Annotated in this window: 16 protein-coding genes; 13 read left to right on the top strand and 3 right to left on the bottom strand. The window is 61.6% G+C overall.

Annotated elements, in window-relative coordinates; all coding sequences use genetic code 11:
• Nucleotides 1–21 precede the first annotated feature (21 nt).
• The 6 genes from mce to AB8A38_RS06475 all read left to right on the top strand — a co-directional run bounded on the left by mce (nucleotide 22) and on the right by AB8A38_RS06475 (nucleotide 5,102).
• The gene (mce, locus tag AB8A38_RS06500) at nucleotides 22–426 is read left to right on the top strand and encodes a methylmalonyl-CoA epimerase (protein ID WP_315841857.1); all 405 of its coding nucleotides are present in this window, start codon (nucleotides 22–24) and stop codon (nucleotides 424–426) included.
• 7 nt (nucleotides 427–433) lie between these two features.
• Entirely contained in the window at nucleotides 434–709 is a 276-nt protein-coding gene (locus AB8A38_RS06495; RefSeq protein WP_315841858.1) for a DUF1467 family protein, read from the top strand.
• A gap of 56 nt (nucleotides 710–765) precedes the next feature.
• On the top strand, nucleotides 766–1,146 hold the full coding sequence (locus tag AB8A38_RS06490; RefSeq protein ID WP_315841859.1) for a hypothetical protein: 381 nt from the start codon (nucleotides 766–768) through the stop codon (nucleotides 1,144–1,146).
• Between the two features lie 571 nt (nucleotides 1,147–1,717).
• A complete protein-coding gene (gene proS / locus AB8A38_RS06485; RefSeq protein ID WP_315841860.1) occupies nucleotides 1,718–3,037 on the top strand; it encodes a proline--tRNA ligase in 1,320 nt (439 codons plus the stop codon).
• 76 nt (nucleotides 3,038–3,113) lie between these two features.
• The gene (locus AB8A38_RS06480) at nucleotides 3,114–4,394 is read left to right on the top strand and encodes a lipoprotein-releasing ABC transporter permease subunit (RefSeq protein ID WP_315841861.1); all 1,281 of its coding nucleotides are present in this window, start codon (nucleotides 3,114–3,116) and stop codon (nucleotides 4,392–4,394) included.
• A 9-nt stretch (nucleotides 4,395–4,403) separates the two neighbouring features.
• Nucleotides 4,404–5,102: an ABC transporter ATP-binding protein gene (locus tag AB8A38_RS06475; RefSeq protein ID WP_068730961.1), complete on the top strand. Its 699-nt coding sequence runs from the start codon at nucleotides 4,404–4,406 to the stop codon at nucleotides 5,100–5,102.
• A 56-nt stretch (nucleotides 5,103–5,158) separates the two neighbouring features.
• Here AB8A38_RS06475 and AB8A38_RS06470 read toward each other — a convergent pair whose 3' ends face one another.
• The gene (locus AB8A38_RS06470) at nucleotides 5,159–5,458 is read right to left on the bottom strand and encodes a DUF3551 domain-containing protein (protein WP_439085434.1); all 300 of its coding nucleotides are present in this window, start codon (nucleotides 5,456–5,458) and stop codon (nucleotides 5,159–5,161) included.
• A gap of 697 nt (nucleotides 5,459–6,155) precedes the next feature.
• Between AB8A38_RS06470 and dnaE the strand changes: the two genes are divergently transcribed.
• On the top strand, nucleotides 6,156–9,638 hold the full coding sequence (gene dnaE / locus AB8A38_RS06465) for a DNA polymerase III subunit alpha (RefSeq protein ID WP_439085433.1): 3,483 nt from the start codon (nucleotides 6,156–6,158) through the stop codon (nucleotides 9,636–9,638).
• 10 nt (nucleotides 9,639–9,648) lie between these two features.
• Here the strand turns inward: dnaE and AB8A38_RS06460 are convergent, their stop codons facing one another.
• Together AB8A38_RS06460 and AB8A38_RS06455 are read right to left on the bottom strand one after the other, a co-directional pair.
• Nucleotides 9,649–9,876, bottom strand: a complete 228-nt coding sequence (locus tag AB8A38_RS06460) for a hypothetical protein (protein WP_439085432.1) — start codon at nucleotides 9,874–9,876, stop codon at nucleotides 9,649–9,651.
• An 11-nt stretch (nucleotides 9,877–9,887) separates the two neighbouring features.
• Nucleotides 9,888–10,118 (bottom strand): hypothetical protein, encoded by a 231-nt coding sequence (locus AB8A38_RS06455; protein ID WP_439085431.1) that lies wholly within the window; start codon nucleotides 10,116–10,118, stop codon nucleotides 9,888–9,890.
• Nucleotides 10,119–10,425: 307 nt separating this feature from the next.
• Between AB8A38_RS06455 and AB8A38_RS06450 the strand changes: the two genes are divergently transcribed.
• The 6 genes from AB8A38_RS06450 (at nucleotide 10,426) to AB8A38_RS06425 (ending at nucleotide 15,516) form a co-directional block, all read left to right on the top strand.
• Nucleotides 10,426–11,418: a 30S ribosomal protein S2 gene (locus AB8A38_RS06450; RefSeq protein WP_068730869.1), complete on the top strand. Its 993-nt coding sequence runs from the start codon at nucleotides 10,426–10,428 to the stop codon at nucleotides 11,416–11,418.
• A 200-nt stretch (nucleotides 11,419–11,618) separates the two neighbouring features.
• The gene (tsf, locus tag AB8A38_RS06445; protein ID WP_093758766.1) at nucleotides 11,619–12,542 is read left to right on the top strand and encodes a translation elongation factor Ts; all 924 of its coding nucleotides are present in this window, start codon (nucleotides 11,619–11,621) and stop codon (nucleotides 12,540–12,542) included.
• 67 nt (nucleotides 12,543–12,609) lie between these two features.
• Nucleotides 12,610–13,326 (top strand): UMP kinase, encoded by a 717-nt coding sequence (gene pyrH, locus AB8A38_RS06440; RefSeq protein WP_068730867.1) that lies wholly within the window; start codon nucleotides 12,610–12,612, stop codon nucleotides 13,324–13,326.
• 70 nt (nucleotides 13,327–13,396) lie between these two features.
• On the top strand, nucleotides 13,397–13,954 hold the full coding sequence (gene frr / locus AB8A38_RS06435) for a ribosome recycling factor (protein ID WP_374725665.1): 558 nt from the start codon (nucleotides 13,397–13,399) through the stop codon (nucleotides 13,952–13,954).
• 90 nt (nucleotides 13,955–14,044) lie between these two features.
• Nucleotides 14,045–14,800: an isoprenyl transferase gene (locus AB8A38_RS06430; protein ID WP_068730865.1), complete on the top strand. Its 756-nt coding sequence runs from the start codon at nucleotides 14,045–14,047 to the stop codon at nucleotides 14,798–14,800.
• 5 nt (nucleotides 14,801–14,805) lie between these two features.
• Nucleotides 14,806–15,516 carry a phosphatidate cytidylyltransferase gene (locus AB8A38_RS06425; protein WP_439079918.1) on the top strand — a complete coding sequence of 237 codons (711 nt, stop codon included), beginning with the start codon at nucleotides 14,806–14,808 and terminating at the stop codon, nucleotides 15,514–15,516.
• Nucleotides 15,517–15,519 lie beyond the last annotated feature (3 nt).

Here is a 15,519-nt window from a genome sequence, read left to right as displayed (position 1 = left end):
ACAAAGACTACGGAGGACACCATGCTGGGCCGGCTCAATCATGTGGCGATTGCCGTCGCCGATGCGGAGAAAGCTGCGAAGATCTACGGCACCGCCTTCGGCGCCGAGATTTCCGCGACCGTGCCGCTGCCGGAGCATGGCGTGATCACGGTGTTCGCGACGCTGCCGAATACCAAGATCGAATTCATCCAGCCGCTGGGCGCGGATTCGCCGATCGCCAAATTCGTCGAGCGCAATCCTGACGGTGGCATTCATCACATCTGTTACGAAGTGCCGGATATCATCGCGGCACGCGACAACCTGATCAAGGAAGGCGCGCGCGTGCTTGGCGACGGCCAGCCGAAGATCGGCGCCCACGGCAAGCCTGTGCTGTTCCTGCATCCCAAGGATTTCTCGGGCGCGCTCGTCGAAATCGAACAGTCCTGAGGACACGATGGCCTATACGATCTCGACGTCGCTCGCGGTCTATTTCGTCATCTGGTGGATCACGTTGTTCCTGACGCTGCCATTCGGCGTGCGCAGCCAGCATGAGGACGGCGAGGGCACCGACGGCACCGATCCCGGTGCGCCTGTGCTGGCACGGATGGGGCGCAAGCTGATCTGGACCACGGTGATTTCCGCAGTGCTGTTCGCCGCCGGCATGTATGCGTATCGCATGGACTACTTCAATATCGAGAGGCTCTCGAAGCTGATGGGCGTGCCGATCTGAGAGCAATCTATGACCTGCGGAGTCTGTCCTTTCAGGTGTCGATACGGAGCTGACGCATGAAGCGCTTTCTGCTTTTTCTGTTGCTTGGGCCGGCTGTCGGCTTTGCGGTTTTCGAGCTGCGCGAAATTGCCAGCGGCAGGATCATCGGCGGCTTTCCCGGCTTCATCATGGGATTGCCTTTCGCTTATTGGTTTGGCCTCATCCCGTCCTTGATCATGTGGCTTGAGGACTGGTTCCTCGAAGACAAGATGCGGCTGTGGCCGAAGGTGCTGACTTCGGCGTTGACTGGCTACGTCGTGAGTATCGGGATGATGTTGATCTGGACGTCGGTGTCGATTCCGCTGCGCCAGATTCTTACATTCGGGATCGTCGGCGCGGTACAGGGCCTGGTCTGTTCGTGGCTGTCGGGTATCAAGCCGAAGGGTGGTGCGCTGTAATACGCAGCGCGTTGCATCTCCGAAAAAAGGCCGGCATTGATGCCGGCCTTTTTTTTCGTCTCGGACGATATGAAGCGTCGCTGTCGTTGTCGGGAATCTGCCGAAAAAAAAGAGCAGGGCCGCAGCCCTGCTCGGAAAATTGTGTCGACCCTATTACCCCAAACTTTGGATTTTATCCTTGCTTAGCGGGTTGACGCTGCTTGAGCGCGTCAGGGCTCCTCCCGAGACTTGGACCACCAGACTCTGTCCTTACGAACCGCCTGAGCTATGAGTCGTAGCTCAACTTTTTTTGTTTGTCACCAATTTCGGCAATGTGTGTTCAAAATTTAGGCCAAGGGTAGAAACGCAGCCTTTGACGCTATTTCCGGTCACGCTGGGGTCCTCGGGCCGACATCGGAAATGGCGATATTTGACCGCCTGGGAAGCAATTCGCCAGGCGAACGGAATTAAGCCCCGATTGCCGGCTTCAAGTCGCGCAGTATCCGGCAACGGGCCGGTTGCCCTTGTATTTTGGCGGCCGATCCGGTTTCACTCGCGTTCTCCCGTGTCCCTCCGATTCCCAGGCCTAACCATGCGATTGTCGCGCTATTTTCTGCCCATTCTCAAGGAAACGCCGAAGGAAGCCGAGATCGTCTCGCACCGGCTGATGCTGCGCGCAGGCATGATCCGTCAGGAGGCCGCCGGCATCTATGCCTGGTTGCCGCTGGGCCTGCGGGTGCTGAAGAAGATCGAGCAGATCGTCCGCGAGGAGCAGAACCGGGCGGGCGCCATCGAGCTCCTGATGCCGACGCTTCAGCTGGCCGATCTCTGGCGCGAAAGTGGGCGCTACGACGCCTATGGTCCGGAGATGCTGCGCATCGTGGACCGCCATAAGCGGGAGCTTCTCTACGGGCCGACCAACGAGGAGATGATCACCGAGATCTTCCGCGGCTACGTGAAGTCCTACAAGAGCCTGCCGCTGAACCTGTACCACATCCAGTGGAAATTCCGCGACGAGCAGCGTCCGCGTTTCGGCGTGATGCGCGGCCGCGAATTCCTGATGAAGGATGGCTATTCATTCGACATCGATGAGGCTGCGGCGAAACATTCCTACAATCAGATGTTCGTCGCTTACTTGCGCACCTTCGCCCGCATGGGCCTCAAAGCGATCCCGATGCGCGCCGAGACCGGACCGATCGGCGGCGATCACTCCCACGAATTCATCGTGCTCGCCGAGACCGGCGAGTCCGGCGTGTTCTGCGACAAGAACGTGCTCGATCTGCCGATCCCGCCGGCCGATGTCGATTATAGCGGTGATCTCACGGGCATCATCAATCAGTGGACCTCGATCTATGCGGCCACCGAAGACGTTCACGACGCCGCGCGGTTCGAGAGCGAAGTGCCCGCCGAGCGGAGGCTCAACACCCGCGGTATCGAAGTCGGCCAGATCTTCTATTTCGGCACCAAATATTCCGACGCGATGAAGGCGACCGTCGCCGGCGCCGATGGCGCGGAGACGCCGATCCATGGTGGCTCCTACGGCGTCGGCGTATCGCGGCTCCTGGGCGCGATCATTGAGGCCTGCCACGACGAGAACGGCATCAAGTGGCCCGAGGAAGTGGCGCCGTTCCGCGCCGCCATCCTCAACCTGAAGCAGGGTTCGGCCGATACGGATGCGGCCTGCGAGGCGCTCTACAAGGAGCTCTCGGCCAAGGGCGTCGATGTGCTCTATGACGACACCGACCAGCGCGCCGGCGGCAAGTTTGCCACCGCTGACCTGATCGGTGTGCCCTGGCAGATCCTCGTCGGCCCGAAGGGGCTGGCCGAAGGCAAGGTCGAGCTGAAGCGGCGCGATGACGGTTCGCGTGAGAATATCAGTGCCGCCGAGGTCGTCGCAAAGCTGACGTCCTGACGACTTATCCACTGTGTGGTCGCCGCATCACTCACGATGCGGCTAGAATAAGCCCGATTCGTATGGGAGTCGGGCGATGGATGATGCCATGAGCGAGCCAGTTCGAACCCCACCCTTCGCCGCCTTCGAATGGCTGCTGTCCGGACGCTATCTCCGCGCGCGCCGTAAAGAGGGATTCATCTCCGTCATTGCCGGCTTCTCGTTCCTCGGCATCATGCTCGGCGTCGCCACGCTGATCATTGTGATGGCCGTGATGAACGGCTTCCGCAAGGAGCTGCTCGACAAGATCCTGGGTCTCAACGGGCATCTGCTGGTGCAGCCGCTGGAAAGTCCTCTGACCGACTGGAAGGATGTCGCCGACCGTATCAGCGGCGTGAATGGCATTCGTCTCGCGGCGCCGGTCGTGGATGGCCAGGGACTGGGATCATCCGCGTTTGGGGCTGCGGGCATTTTTATCCGCGGTATCCGCTCTGGCGACCTCAATAACCTGACGTCGATCGCCAAGAACATCAAGCAGGGCACGCTCGAAGGCTTCGATGACGGGCAGGGTGTGGCGATCGGTCGGCGGCTGGCAGATCAGCTCTCGATCCATGCCGGCGACATGATCACGTTGATCTCGCCGAAGGGGGCGGTGACCCCGATGGGCACAACGCCGCGCATCAAGCCCTACAAGGTCGCTGCTGTCTTCGAGATCGGCATGTCCGAATATGACTCGACCTTCGTCTTCATGCCATTGGCCGAGGCGCAGACTTACTTCAATCGCCCTTCTGACGTGACCTCGATCGAGGTCTACACCAACAATCCCGACAGGATCGACGAGTATCGCAAGCTCGTGACCGAGGCGGCCGGGCGGCCGATCTTCATCGTCGATTGGCGGCAGCGCAACTCGACCTTCTTCAATGCGCTGCAGGTCGAGCGCAACGTCATGTTCCTGATCCTGACGCTGATCGTGCTCGTGGCGGCGCTGAACATTGTCTCCGGCCTGATCATGCTGGTGAAGGACAAGGGCAGCGACATCGCGATCCTGCGCACCATGGGCGCCTCCCAAGGCTCGATCATGCGGGTGTTCCTGATCACGGGTGCTGCGATCGGCGTGGTCGGCACGCTGGTCGGCTTCTTCGTTGGACTACTGGTCTGCTTCAACATCGAGACAATCCGGCAATTCATCTCGTGGATGACATCCACGGAGCTGTTCTCGCCGGAACTGTATTTCCTGTCCAAGCTGCCGGCCGAGGTCGACATCGGCGAAACCAGCGCGGTGGTCATCATGGCGCTGACGCTGTCGTTCCTGGCGACCCTCTATCCGTCGTGGCGCGCCGCGCGCCTCGATCCCGTCGATGCGCTAAGATACGAGTGAGTGACTGATATGGCGCAAGGGGCAGATGATGTACCGGTGGTCTATCTCCACGACATCAAGCGGCAATACACCCAGGGCGAAAGCGTTCTGACCATTCTCGACAATGCCAAGCTGGCATTGTGGGCGGGGCAGTCGGTCGCGCTGGTGGCGCCGTCTGGCTCGGGCAAGTCGACGCTGCTGCATATTGCCGGCCTGCTCGAGAGCCCGGATGACGGCGAGGTCTATGTCGGCGGTACTGCGACCTCGGGCCTGTCGGACACCGAGCGCACCCAGATCCGCCGCACCGATATCGGGTTCGTCTACCAGTCACATCGGCTGCTGCCGGAATTCACCGCGCTGGAAAATGTCATGCTGCCGCAGATGATCCGCGGCCTGAAGCGCTCCGAGACGGTTGCCCGCGCCAAGGAAATCCTGGCCTATCTGGGTCTGGCCGAACGCATCACACATCGCCCCGCGGAGCTGTCGGGTGGCGAGCAGCAGCGCGTTGCGATTGCCCGCGCGGTAGCCAATGCACCGCGCGTGCTATTTGCGGACGAGCCGACGGGAAATCTCGATCCGCATACCGCGGATCACGTCTTTAAGGCGCTGATGCAGCTGGTAAAGGCGACCAAGGTGGCGATGCTGATCGCGACCCACAACATGGAACTGGCCGGCCGCATGGACCGGCGGGTGTCGCTGGAAAACGGCAAGGTCGTCGAACTCGACTGACCCCGCCACTTATCTCATTCAAGACATAGGCGAGGCGCCGCGAACGGCGCCGTCGTTCAGTAGCTGCTCTTACGCTTGCGCTTCACGCGCGGCTGCTGCGGCGCGACGCCCTGCGCATAGGCGTAAGCCGGATTGGCAAAGCAGGTCAGGCCGATGCCCGATGCCGTTGCTGCGCACTGCGCATAGGTGCGGTAGCTGCAGTCATCGTCGTCATAGAGCGAGCGCATGCAGAACGGGTAGCCGCTCGGGGTGTAGAAGGAGAACGGGCCGGGATCGACGGGCTGGGCCGCGGCGGGCGTGACGGTAAGGGCCGAAACGGCGCCGAGGGCGACCAGAGCAAGCAGGGCTGCGCGCATCGAATTCTCCTGCCGACTCAGATGGCCGGCTGCATGTGATCTCTGACCGGCACAAAGCCGGTCCGAGAGGTATTCGTCAACTCACAAAGCCGGATTCCGCTCCGCATCTGGCGCCGGAAACATGCCGTAACAGGGCTTGTTCGGCACATGCGAGGCAATACGGCGCAGATGATTCCCGGCGAGGGAGAGAGTCGGTTGACTGGGCGCAAAGCGTGCCGGCTCGCGGTCTTAACCATTCGGAATATGAGGCGCGACACGTCCGGATCGGCTGCTTGACTCCAGGAACAGAATGAGAACAATGTTCTTCATATGTTCCAGAGAGTCACGGAGGCCACCATGTTGAAGACCTTTGTTGAAGAAGCCGCTGCACTGGCATCGATCGTTCTGTTCGTGGGCATGATTGCGGTCTGGGCGCAACTGATCCCCCAGCTCTGATCCTGCTCCGGGACGCCGGCTGCGAAGCTGGCGCCGGAACACCGGGGAAGCGCTCGCCGGAGGATATGGGAACGCTCCCGGAGAATGACGAGCATTCCCTAGGGAATGCGGGGACGCTTCCGGGCCCGAGCGGGTTTCACATGGACTTGGCCGGGGGCAGGCATCACCATGGGGCAGCGAGTCGGCCTGAACAGGCTGCCGCGATCCCCAGTGTCGATGACTGCCCAGATCGGGCGCTGCAAAGTCCGGATTGTCCCACGCCATGAGTCAGAAGCCCGCCGCCGCGTCGAATGCCGGATTTGTCCATCTCCACGTGCATTCGGCCTATTCGCTGCTGAAGGGCTCGATCAAGATCCAGAAGCTGGCGGAACTGGCCAAGGCCGACCATCAACCGGCGCTGGCGCTGACCGACAGCGACAACATGTTTGGCGCGCTGGAATTCTCCGAAAAGCTGGTGGGCTATGGCATCCAGCCGATTACCGGCTGCGAGGTCGCGATCGATTTCGGCGACCAGGATCCCAACGCCCGTAACGCGCTGAACGCCGTGATGCCGCGCATTGTGCTGCTGGCCGCCAAAGAGCGCGGCTATCAGAGCCTGATGAAACTCAACTCGCGCGCGTTTCTGGAAACCCCGGTCAATCATGCGCCCCATATCAAGCTGGAATGGCTGCTGGAGGAAACAGAAGACCTGATCGCGTTGAGCGGCGGTCCTGACGGTCCGATCAATCAGGCGCTGCTCGCCGATCAATCCGCGCTTGCCGCTTTGCGTTGCGACCGGCTCGCATCGCTGTTCGGCGATCGGCTCTATATCGAACTGCAGCGTCATGGCGCCGAGAAGGAACGCCGTGCCGAAGCGGGGCTGATCGATCTGGCTTACGCCAAGGGCCTGCCACTGGTGGCAACGAACGAGCCGTATTTTGCTGCCGCGGATGACTATGAGGCCCATGATGCGCTGCTATGCATCGCCGGTGGCAGGATCATTGCCGAGACGGACCGCGAGCAGCTTACCACCGATCATCGCTTCAAGACCCGCGCCGAAATGGCGGTGCTGTTTGCCGACATCCCTGAGGCATTGGCATCAACCGTCGAAATCGCCGAGCGCTGCTCGTTCCGGCCAAAGACGCGCAAGCCGATCCTGCCGCGCTTCACGGTGGGCGCCGGCAGTAACGCCGAAGGCGCGGCCCAGGAGGAATCCGACGAGTTGCGCCGTCAGGCCGAGGAGGGGCTGCGCAAGCGTCTCGAGATCCACGGCGTGTCACAGGGCAAGAGCGAGGAGGAATACCACGCTCGGCTCGACTTCGAACTGAACGTCATCTCCCGCATGAACTATGCGGGTTACTTTCTGATCGTGTCGGACTTCATCAAATGGGCGAAGGCGCAGGGCATTCCGGTGGGGCCGGGCCGCGGTTCGGGCGCGGGCTCGCTGGTCGCCTGGGTGCTGACCATCACCGATCTCGATCCCTTGCAGTTCAACCTTCTGTTCGAACGCTTCCTCAATCCGGAACGCGTCTCGATGCCGGACTTCGACATCGACTTCTGCCAGGATCGCCGCGGTGAGGTGATCTCCTATGTGCAGCAGCGTTACGGTCGCGATCAGGTCGCGCAGATCATCACCTTCGGTACGCTGCAGGCGCGCGGCGTGTTGCGCGACGTCGGCCGGGTGCTGCAGATGCCCTATGGCCAGGTCGACAAGCTGACCAAGCTGGTGCCGCAAAATCCCGCCGCACCGGTGACACTTGCAGCCGCGATCGAGGGCGAGCCGAAACTCCAGGCGCTCCGCGACGAGGATCCGATCGTCGCAAAAGCCTTCGATATTGCGCAGCGTCTCGAGGGCCTGACACGCCACGCTTCGACCCACGCAGCAGGCATCGTGATCGGCGACCGGCCGCTGTCGCAACTCGTGCCGATGTATCGCGATCCGAAATCGGACATGCCGGTCACCCAGTTCAACATGAAATGGGTTGAGCCAGCAGGTCTCGTGAAGTTCGACTTCCTCGGCCTGAAGACGTTGACGGTGCTTGACGTCGCCGTGAAGCTGCTCAAGCAGCGTAATATTGACGTCAATCTTGCGACCACGCCGATCACCGATCCCAAGAGCTACGAAATGCTGGCGCGCGGTGAAGTGGTCGGCGTGTTCCAGGTGGAAAGCCAGGGCATGCGGCGCGCGCTTGTGGACATGCGCCCTGACCGTTTCGAGGACATCATCGCGCTCGTCGCGTTGTATCGTCCGGGCCCGATGGCGAACATCCCGACCTATTGCGCGCGCAAGCATGGCGATGAAGAGCCGGAATATCTGCATCCGATCATCGAGCCGATCCTGAAGGAAACTTTCGGCGTCATCATCTATCAGGAACAGGTGATGCAGATCGCACAGGTCATGGCCGGCTATTCGCTCGGTGACGCCGACCTGCTGCGCCGCGCGATGGGCAAGAAGATCCGCGCCGAAATGGAAAAGCAGCGCGAGATCTTCGTTGCAGGCTCTGTCAAGAACGGCGTGCCGAAGGGGCAGGCCGATACGATCTTCGATCTGCTGGCAAAATTCGCCGACTATGGCTTCAACAAGAGCCACGCGGCGGCCTATGCGCTGGTGTCGTATCACACCGCCTATATGAAGGCGCATTATCCGGTGGAGTTCATTGCGGCGTCGATGACGCTCGACATGGGCAACACCGACAAGCTGTCGGAATTCCGTGCCGAGGCACAGCGGCTCGGTATCAAGGTCGAGGCGCCGAACATCAATCGTTCGGGCGTCACCTTCGAAGTCAGCGACAACACGATCTATTATGCGCTGGCGGCGTTGAAAGGCGTCGGCGCTGGCGCCGTTGAGCAGATCGTCGCCGAGCGCAACAAGAACGGTTTGTTCACGTCGCTTGCCGATTTTGCGTCGCGCGTAAGCCCACGCGCCGTTAACAAGCGCATCATCGAAACGCTCGCTGCGGCCGGCGCCTTCGATACGCTCGATCCACATCGTGCCCGCGTGCATGGCGGCGCGGATGCTATTTTGGCCGCCTGCCAGAGCGCCCACGTGGATACGACGATCGGTCAGGGAAACATGTTTGGCGGCGCGGCCGATGCGCCGACCATCATGCTGCCGCAGATCGACAACTGGCTGGCGGCGGAGAAGCTGCGCAAGGAATACGACGCTATTGGCTTCTTCCTGTCCGGCCATCCGCTCGATGACTATGCGACCGCCCTGAAGCGACTGCGGGTGCAGAGCTGGGCCGAGTTCTGCCGCGCGGTCAAAACCGGCGCTACGGCGGGCAGGGTGGCGGCTACCGTCGTGTCCCGCATGGAGCGGAGGACCAAAACCGGCAACAAGATGGGCATCATGGGCCTGTCCGACCCGACCGGCCATTTCGAGGCGGTGCTGTTCTCCGAAGGGCTGGCCCAATACCGCGACGTGCTGGAACCGGGTACCGCGGTGCTGCTGCAACTCGGCGCCGAACTGCAGGGCGAGGACGTTCGGGCCCGGGTTCTCCACGCGGAACCTCTGGATGCCGCCGCTGCCAAGACGCAGAAGGGGCTCAGGGTGACCATGAAGGACACCAAGGCACTGGATTCGCTGGTAAAACGCCTCCAACCGCAGCCGAGCAATGCCGCCGGCGGAGGCGACGTCTCGCTGATCCTGCGCCTCGACCTGCAAACCGAGGTCGAATTCAAGCTCGAAGGCCGGTTCCAGGTGTCCCCGCAGATCGCCGGCGCCATCAAGGCGGTTTCCGGGGTTGAAATGGTCGAAACGCTTTGATCCGCCGTGACTAGGCCGCCAATACAGCCTTTCTGAGCGCTTCCGGCAGCGTAATCGCGCGAAACGAGGCTTTGGGGTAAAGATAGTCTTCGCCAGATTCGTCGATGATCCGAAGCAAGCCGTTCTTCTCGGCCTCAGGGTCGGGGAGGGTGACGTAGATCTTTCGCCGTTCGAGCGAGGCGGCGTAGCCCTCATTGTCGAGGCATACAACCAGCTGTGTGGATGGTGTCTTTGCCATGATACCTGCGCTCAGAGCAGCTGCTTGATCTTATATTCCCGGCGACCGATGCCAGTCGCCTCGTACCAGTGTATTTCAGCCAGACGGAGTTGGCCATCGGGCAGTCGAACGCTGCCCATCCCCTTGCGTTTACGCCAGCGCCCGCGGCCGTACGCCCTACGAAGCCGGGCGATCTCACGAATGCCGGACCCGACGGCGATCGTCTCAATTTCGGTGATCTGGCCCAAAATCTCGAAACGCATCCTGTGATAGTGTTTTCGACAGATATGCTCGTCAAGGTCGTATTGCCGTCACGACGACGTCGGGTGACCCCGAGGTGCTTACGGCTATCCTCAGGTGGCTGCCTACCCGTCGATACGAGCTGCAACGACTACCAGATGGTCCGTTTTGCCTTGCTTATCCCGGGAATCCGGCTATAAGCCGGCCCATCTCACACGGAAGCATGGCTTAATCGCCGTCCGGTGGCATCCGGGCTGCACGGCAGAATCCTCTGCCCGAACGCTCGTTTGCTCACACGCTTCCGGAGGAAACAACCGGAGAATTGATACTATGGCACTACCCGAATTTTCTATGCGTCAACTGCTCGAAGCTGGCGTCCACTTTGGCCACCAGTCGCACCGCTGGAATCCGAAGATGGCGAATTACATCTTCGGCGCACGCAACAACATCCACATCATCGACCTCGCGCAGACCGTGCCGTTGCTGCACACCGCGCTGAAGGCTGTGAGCGACACCGTCGCCAAGGGTGGCCGCATCCTGTTCGTCGGCACCAAGCGCCAGGCGCAGGACGTCGTTGCCGAAGCTGCGAAGCGTTCGGCGATGTACTTCGTCAATTCGCGCTGGCTCGGCGGCACGCTGACCAACTGGAAGACCATCTCCGGTTCGATCAAGCGTCTGCGCCACCTCGACGAAGTGCTGAACTCCGGCGACGCGTCGGCCTACACCAAGAAGGAGCGTCTGACGCTGCAGCGCGAGCGCGACAAGCTCGATCGCTCGCTGGGCGGCATCAAGGACATGGGCGGTCTGCCCGACCTGATCTTCGTGATCGACACCAATAAGGAAGACATCGCGATCCAGGAAGCCCAGCGTCTGGGTATCCCTGTCGCGGCGATCGTCGACACCAACTCGGATCCGAAGGGCATCACCTATGTGGTCCCGGGCAACGACGACGCCGGCCGTGCGCTGTCGCTGTATTGCGACCTGATCGCACGCGCTGTCATCGACGGCATCTCGCGCGCCCAGGGCGACTCGGGCTTCGATATCGGTGCATCGGCTGCCCCGGTGGCTGAGGCCATCCCGGCTCCGGAGGCAGGCTTCCAGGGCCTGGCCGGTCCGCGCGGCACCGCCGACGATCTCAAGAAGCTCACCGGCGTGTCCGGTGCGATTGAGAAGAAGTTCAACGACCTCGGCATCTTCCACTACTGGCAGCTGGCCGAACTCGATCACGACACCGCCCACAAGATTGGCGAAGAAGTTGGTCTTCCGGCCCGTGCCGACGGCTGGGTCGCCCAGGCCAAGGGTCTGACGGCGGAAGCTGAGTAACGCGCAGGCGTGATCCCGGAACCGGTGTCCCGGTTCCGGACAAAATCATGCCGATGCGACAGCCAAGAAACTATTGTGCGGCCGTCATCCCGGCCGCACTTTCCATCTCTACACTTCTCTCGATGATAGTTCCTGCGGCGTAACGCGATTGACCAGCACCGGCTGGCTCGCAGGCGCCCTGACAGGCAAAGGGTTCAACGATGGCAACGATTACTGCAGCGATGGTCAAGGACCTCCGCGAAACCACCGGCGTCGGCATGATGGATTGCAAGAACGCACTGGCTGCCAATGACGGCGACATGCAGGCGTCAATCGACTGGCTGCGCGCGAAGGGCCTGTCCAAGGCCGCCAAGAAGGCTGACCGCGTCGCGGCCGAAGGCCTGATCGGCGTTCTCACTGCCGGCAACAAGGGCGTCGTGGTCGAAGTCAATTCTGAGACCGACTTCGTCGCGCGCAACGATCAGTTCCAGGGCCTGGTCAAGATGATCGCCCAGGTCGCGCTCAAGGTCGGCTCCGATGTTGAGGCCATCAAGGCGCACAAGGTTGGCGACGTCACTGTCGAGACCGCGATCACCGAGGCCATCGCCACCATCGGCGAAAACATGACCCTGCGCCGCGCCGCGACGCTGGAAGTCTCGGCCGGCGTCGTGTCGAGCTACGTGCATAACGCCGTGATCGAAGGTCTCGGCAAGATGGGCATCATCGTCGCGCTGGAATCCACCGGCAAGGCTGACGAGCTCGCCACCCTCGGCAAACAGATCGCGATGCATGTCGCTGCTGCCAATCCGCAGGCGCTGGACTCCGCCGGCCTCGATCCGGCCGTCGTTGCTCGCGAGAAGGAAGTGATGGCGGACAAGTATCGCCAGCAGGGCAAGCCGGATGCGATGATTGAGAAGATCGTCGAGAACGGCCTGAAGACCTATTACAAGGAAGTCTGCCTGCTGGATCAGGCCTTCATCCACGACACCGGTAAGTCGGTGGCGCAGGCCGTCAAGGAAGCCGAAGGCAAGGTTGGCGCGCCGATCAAGCTCGCTGGCTTCGTGCGCTACGCGCTCGGCGAAGGCATCGAGAAGCAGACTTCGGACTTCGCTGCCGAAGTTGCCGCCGCCAGCGGCCAGAAATAAGACGAATTGGAATACCTCCCGGCGATCTACGCCGGGAGCTGCCGCCTCGAAAGGAAGCGATCGCATCATGGGTGAGCCGCTCTATCGTCGCGTCGTGATCAAGGTCTCGGGTGAGTCTTTCGCCGGAGGCCAGTCATTCGGTATCGATCAGCCGACCATCGACCGCATCGCCGTCGATCTCATTGCAGCCCAGAAACTTGGTGTCGAAGTCGCGGTCGTCGTCGGTGGCGGCAATATTTTCCGCGGCGTCGAAGTCTCCTCGCGTGGTGTGTCGCGCCCGACCGGCGATAGCATGGGCATGCTCGCTACCGTTATGAACTGCCTGGCACTGGAAGCTGCGATCGAGCGCCACGCCGTGCCGGCCCGCACGCTGTCGGCGATGGTGATGCCGCAGGTCTGCGAACTCTTCACACGTGCTGCCGCACACAAATACCTGTCCGAGGGCCGGATCGTGCTGCTGGCCGGCGGTACCGGCAATCCGTTCTTCACCACCGACACGACCGCAGTGTTGCGCGCTGCCGAGATCGGCGCATCGGCCGTGCTGAAGGCGACCAATGTGGACGGCGTGTACAGCGCCGATCCAAAGAAGGATCCTAACGCGACGCGCTTCGAGCGTCTCAGCCATTCGCAGGCGGTGGAGGGGAACTACAAAGTCATGGATGCGACGGCTTTCGCGCTTGCCCGCGAGACCTCGCTGCCTATCATTGTGTTCTCGATCGCCGAACCGGGTTCGATCGGCGCCATTTTGACTGGTACTGGCCGCGGCACCATCGTCGCGGGCTGATTTTAGACGGGTTCGGAGCGCCATACCCGCTTCGCACCAGCAGGATACAAGGGAGAGCTGCATGGCCACCATGGCCCCATTCGACATCAACGACCTCAAGCGCCGTATGCAGGGCTCGACCCAGTCGCTGAAGCATGAGCTTGGCGGCTTGCGCACCGGACGTGCGGCAGCCTCGATGCTGGAGCCGGTCCAGGTGGAAGCCTATGGCAGCCACATGCCGCTGAACCAGGTTGCGACCGTCAGCGTTCCCGAGCCGCGCCTGCTGTCGGTGCAGGTTTGGGACAAGTCGATGGTCAAGGCGGTGGAAAAGGCGATCGTCGATTCCAATCTCGGCCTTAGCCCGGCAACCGAAGGCCAGATTCTGCGGCTACGCATTCCCGAATTGAACACCGAGCGCCGCAAGGAACTCGTGAAGGTCGCGCATAAATATGCCGAGGCAGCCAAGGTCGCCGTGCGCCACGTCCGCCGCGACGGTCTCGACATCATCAAGAAGCTCGAGAAGGCTCACGAGATTTCCGAAGACGACCAGAAGCGCCACGATACCGAAGTGCAGAAGGTCACGGACAGCATAATCGCTGAAATCGATCAGTTGCTGGCGGCTAAGGAAAAGGAAATCATGACGGTTTAAGCGTCAGAAGCCGCTTTTAAGCTGTTGAAAAGCGTATGGTCCGCAAATTGGTCACATATGTGCCGGACCATAGGCTGGGGATTTTAATCGATGTCGAATGCCGCCGCGCCCGCAAATGATGGATCGGACCGATCCACGCCTTTGCATGTCGCGATCATCATGGACGGCAATGGGCGCTGGGCTGCAGCGCGGGGGCTTCCGCGCGCCGAGGGCCATCGCCGCGGCGTCGAGGCACTTCGCCGTGTGGTGCGGGCATCCAACGAACTCGGCATCCAATATTTGACGATCTTCTCGTTCAGCTCCGAGAACTGGTCGCGGCCCGCATCCGAGATCAGCGATCTATTTGGCCTACTGCGTCGCTTCATCCGCAACGATCTTGCCACGCTGCATCGTGACGGCGTGCGCGTACGCGTGATCGGAGAGCGCCAGGGTCTCGATTCCGATATCGCGTCATTGCTGAAAGAGGCCGAGGACCTGACGCGGGGCAACACCCAGCTCAATCTCGTGGTCGCCTTCAACTACGGCTCGCGGCACGAGATCGCCACGGCAGCGCAGCGCCTTGCGCGCGAGGTTGCCGAGGGCAAGCGGACGCCCGAAAGCATCAATGTCGATACGCTCGGCCAGTATCTCGACGCGCCTGATATTCCGGACCCGGACCTGATCATCCGCACGTCGGGTGAACAGCGGCTGTCGAACTTCCTGATGTGGCAGGCTGCCTATAGCGAGTTCGTCTTCGTGCCGATCCACTGGCCGGATTTCGACAAGGCCGCGCTGGAAAGCGCCATTGCCGAATATGCCCGCCGCGAGCGGCGCTTCGGCGGTCTCGCCGCGAAAACCGGTTCGTGACCGGCGTGACCCAGGACGACAGTACGCCGAAGCAGGCGGATGACCGGGGGCTGCGCAATCTATTGATGCGTATCCTGGCCGCGCTGGTGCTGATCCCCGTTGCGATTTTCGCCGCCTATGCCGGTGGCTGGCTGTGGTTCGGCCTCGTGACGCTGGTGTCGGTGGGTCTCTTCCTGGAATGGCGGGCCATTGTCGGCAATCATGTCGGCTGGATCGGGCTTGGCTTCGTCTACGCCTTGGCTGCGTTTGCGGCGTCCATTGTCGTGCGCCTCGATCCCGTCTGGGGCTTCTCGGCCCTGATGTTCATTCTGTTGGTGGTCTGGATGACCGATATCGGCGGCTATTTCGCCGGGCGCGGCATCGGCGGCCCGAAACTGTGGCCACGCGTCAGTCCGAAGAAGACATGGGCCGGCGCTATCGGCGGTTTTGTTCTCAGCCTCGCTGTGGCTGCCGGTTTTGCCATGAATGGTTTGGGCAGCCTGCTGCCGCTGCTCATGATCGCAACCGTGCTGACGGTGCTGTCGCAACTTGGTGATCTCTTCGAGTCCGCAGTGAAGCGCAAATTCGGCGTCAAGGATTCCGGCCAGATCATTCCGGGCCATGGCGGTCTGCTGGATCGCCTCGACGGCTATGTATTCGCGGTGGTTGCTGCCGCGGTGATCGGTCTTTTACGCGGCGGTGCAGATGGCGTCGGCCGCGGTCTTATGGTTTGGTGATTT

The sequence above is a fragment of the Tardiphaga sp. 839_C3_N1_4 genome (genome assembly GCF_051811045.1).
Lineage (GTDB): Bacteria > Pseudomonadota > Alphaproteobacteria > Rhizobiales > Xanthobacteraceae > Tardiphaga.
This window is presented reverse-complemented; position numbering and strand designations above follow the sequence as displayed.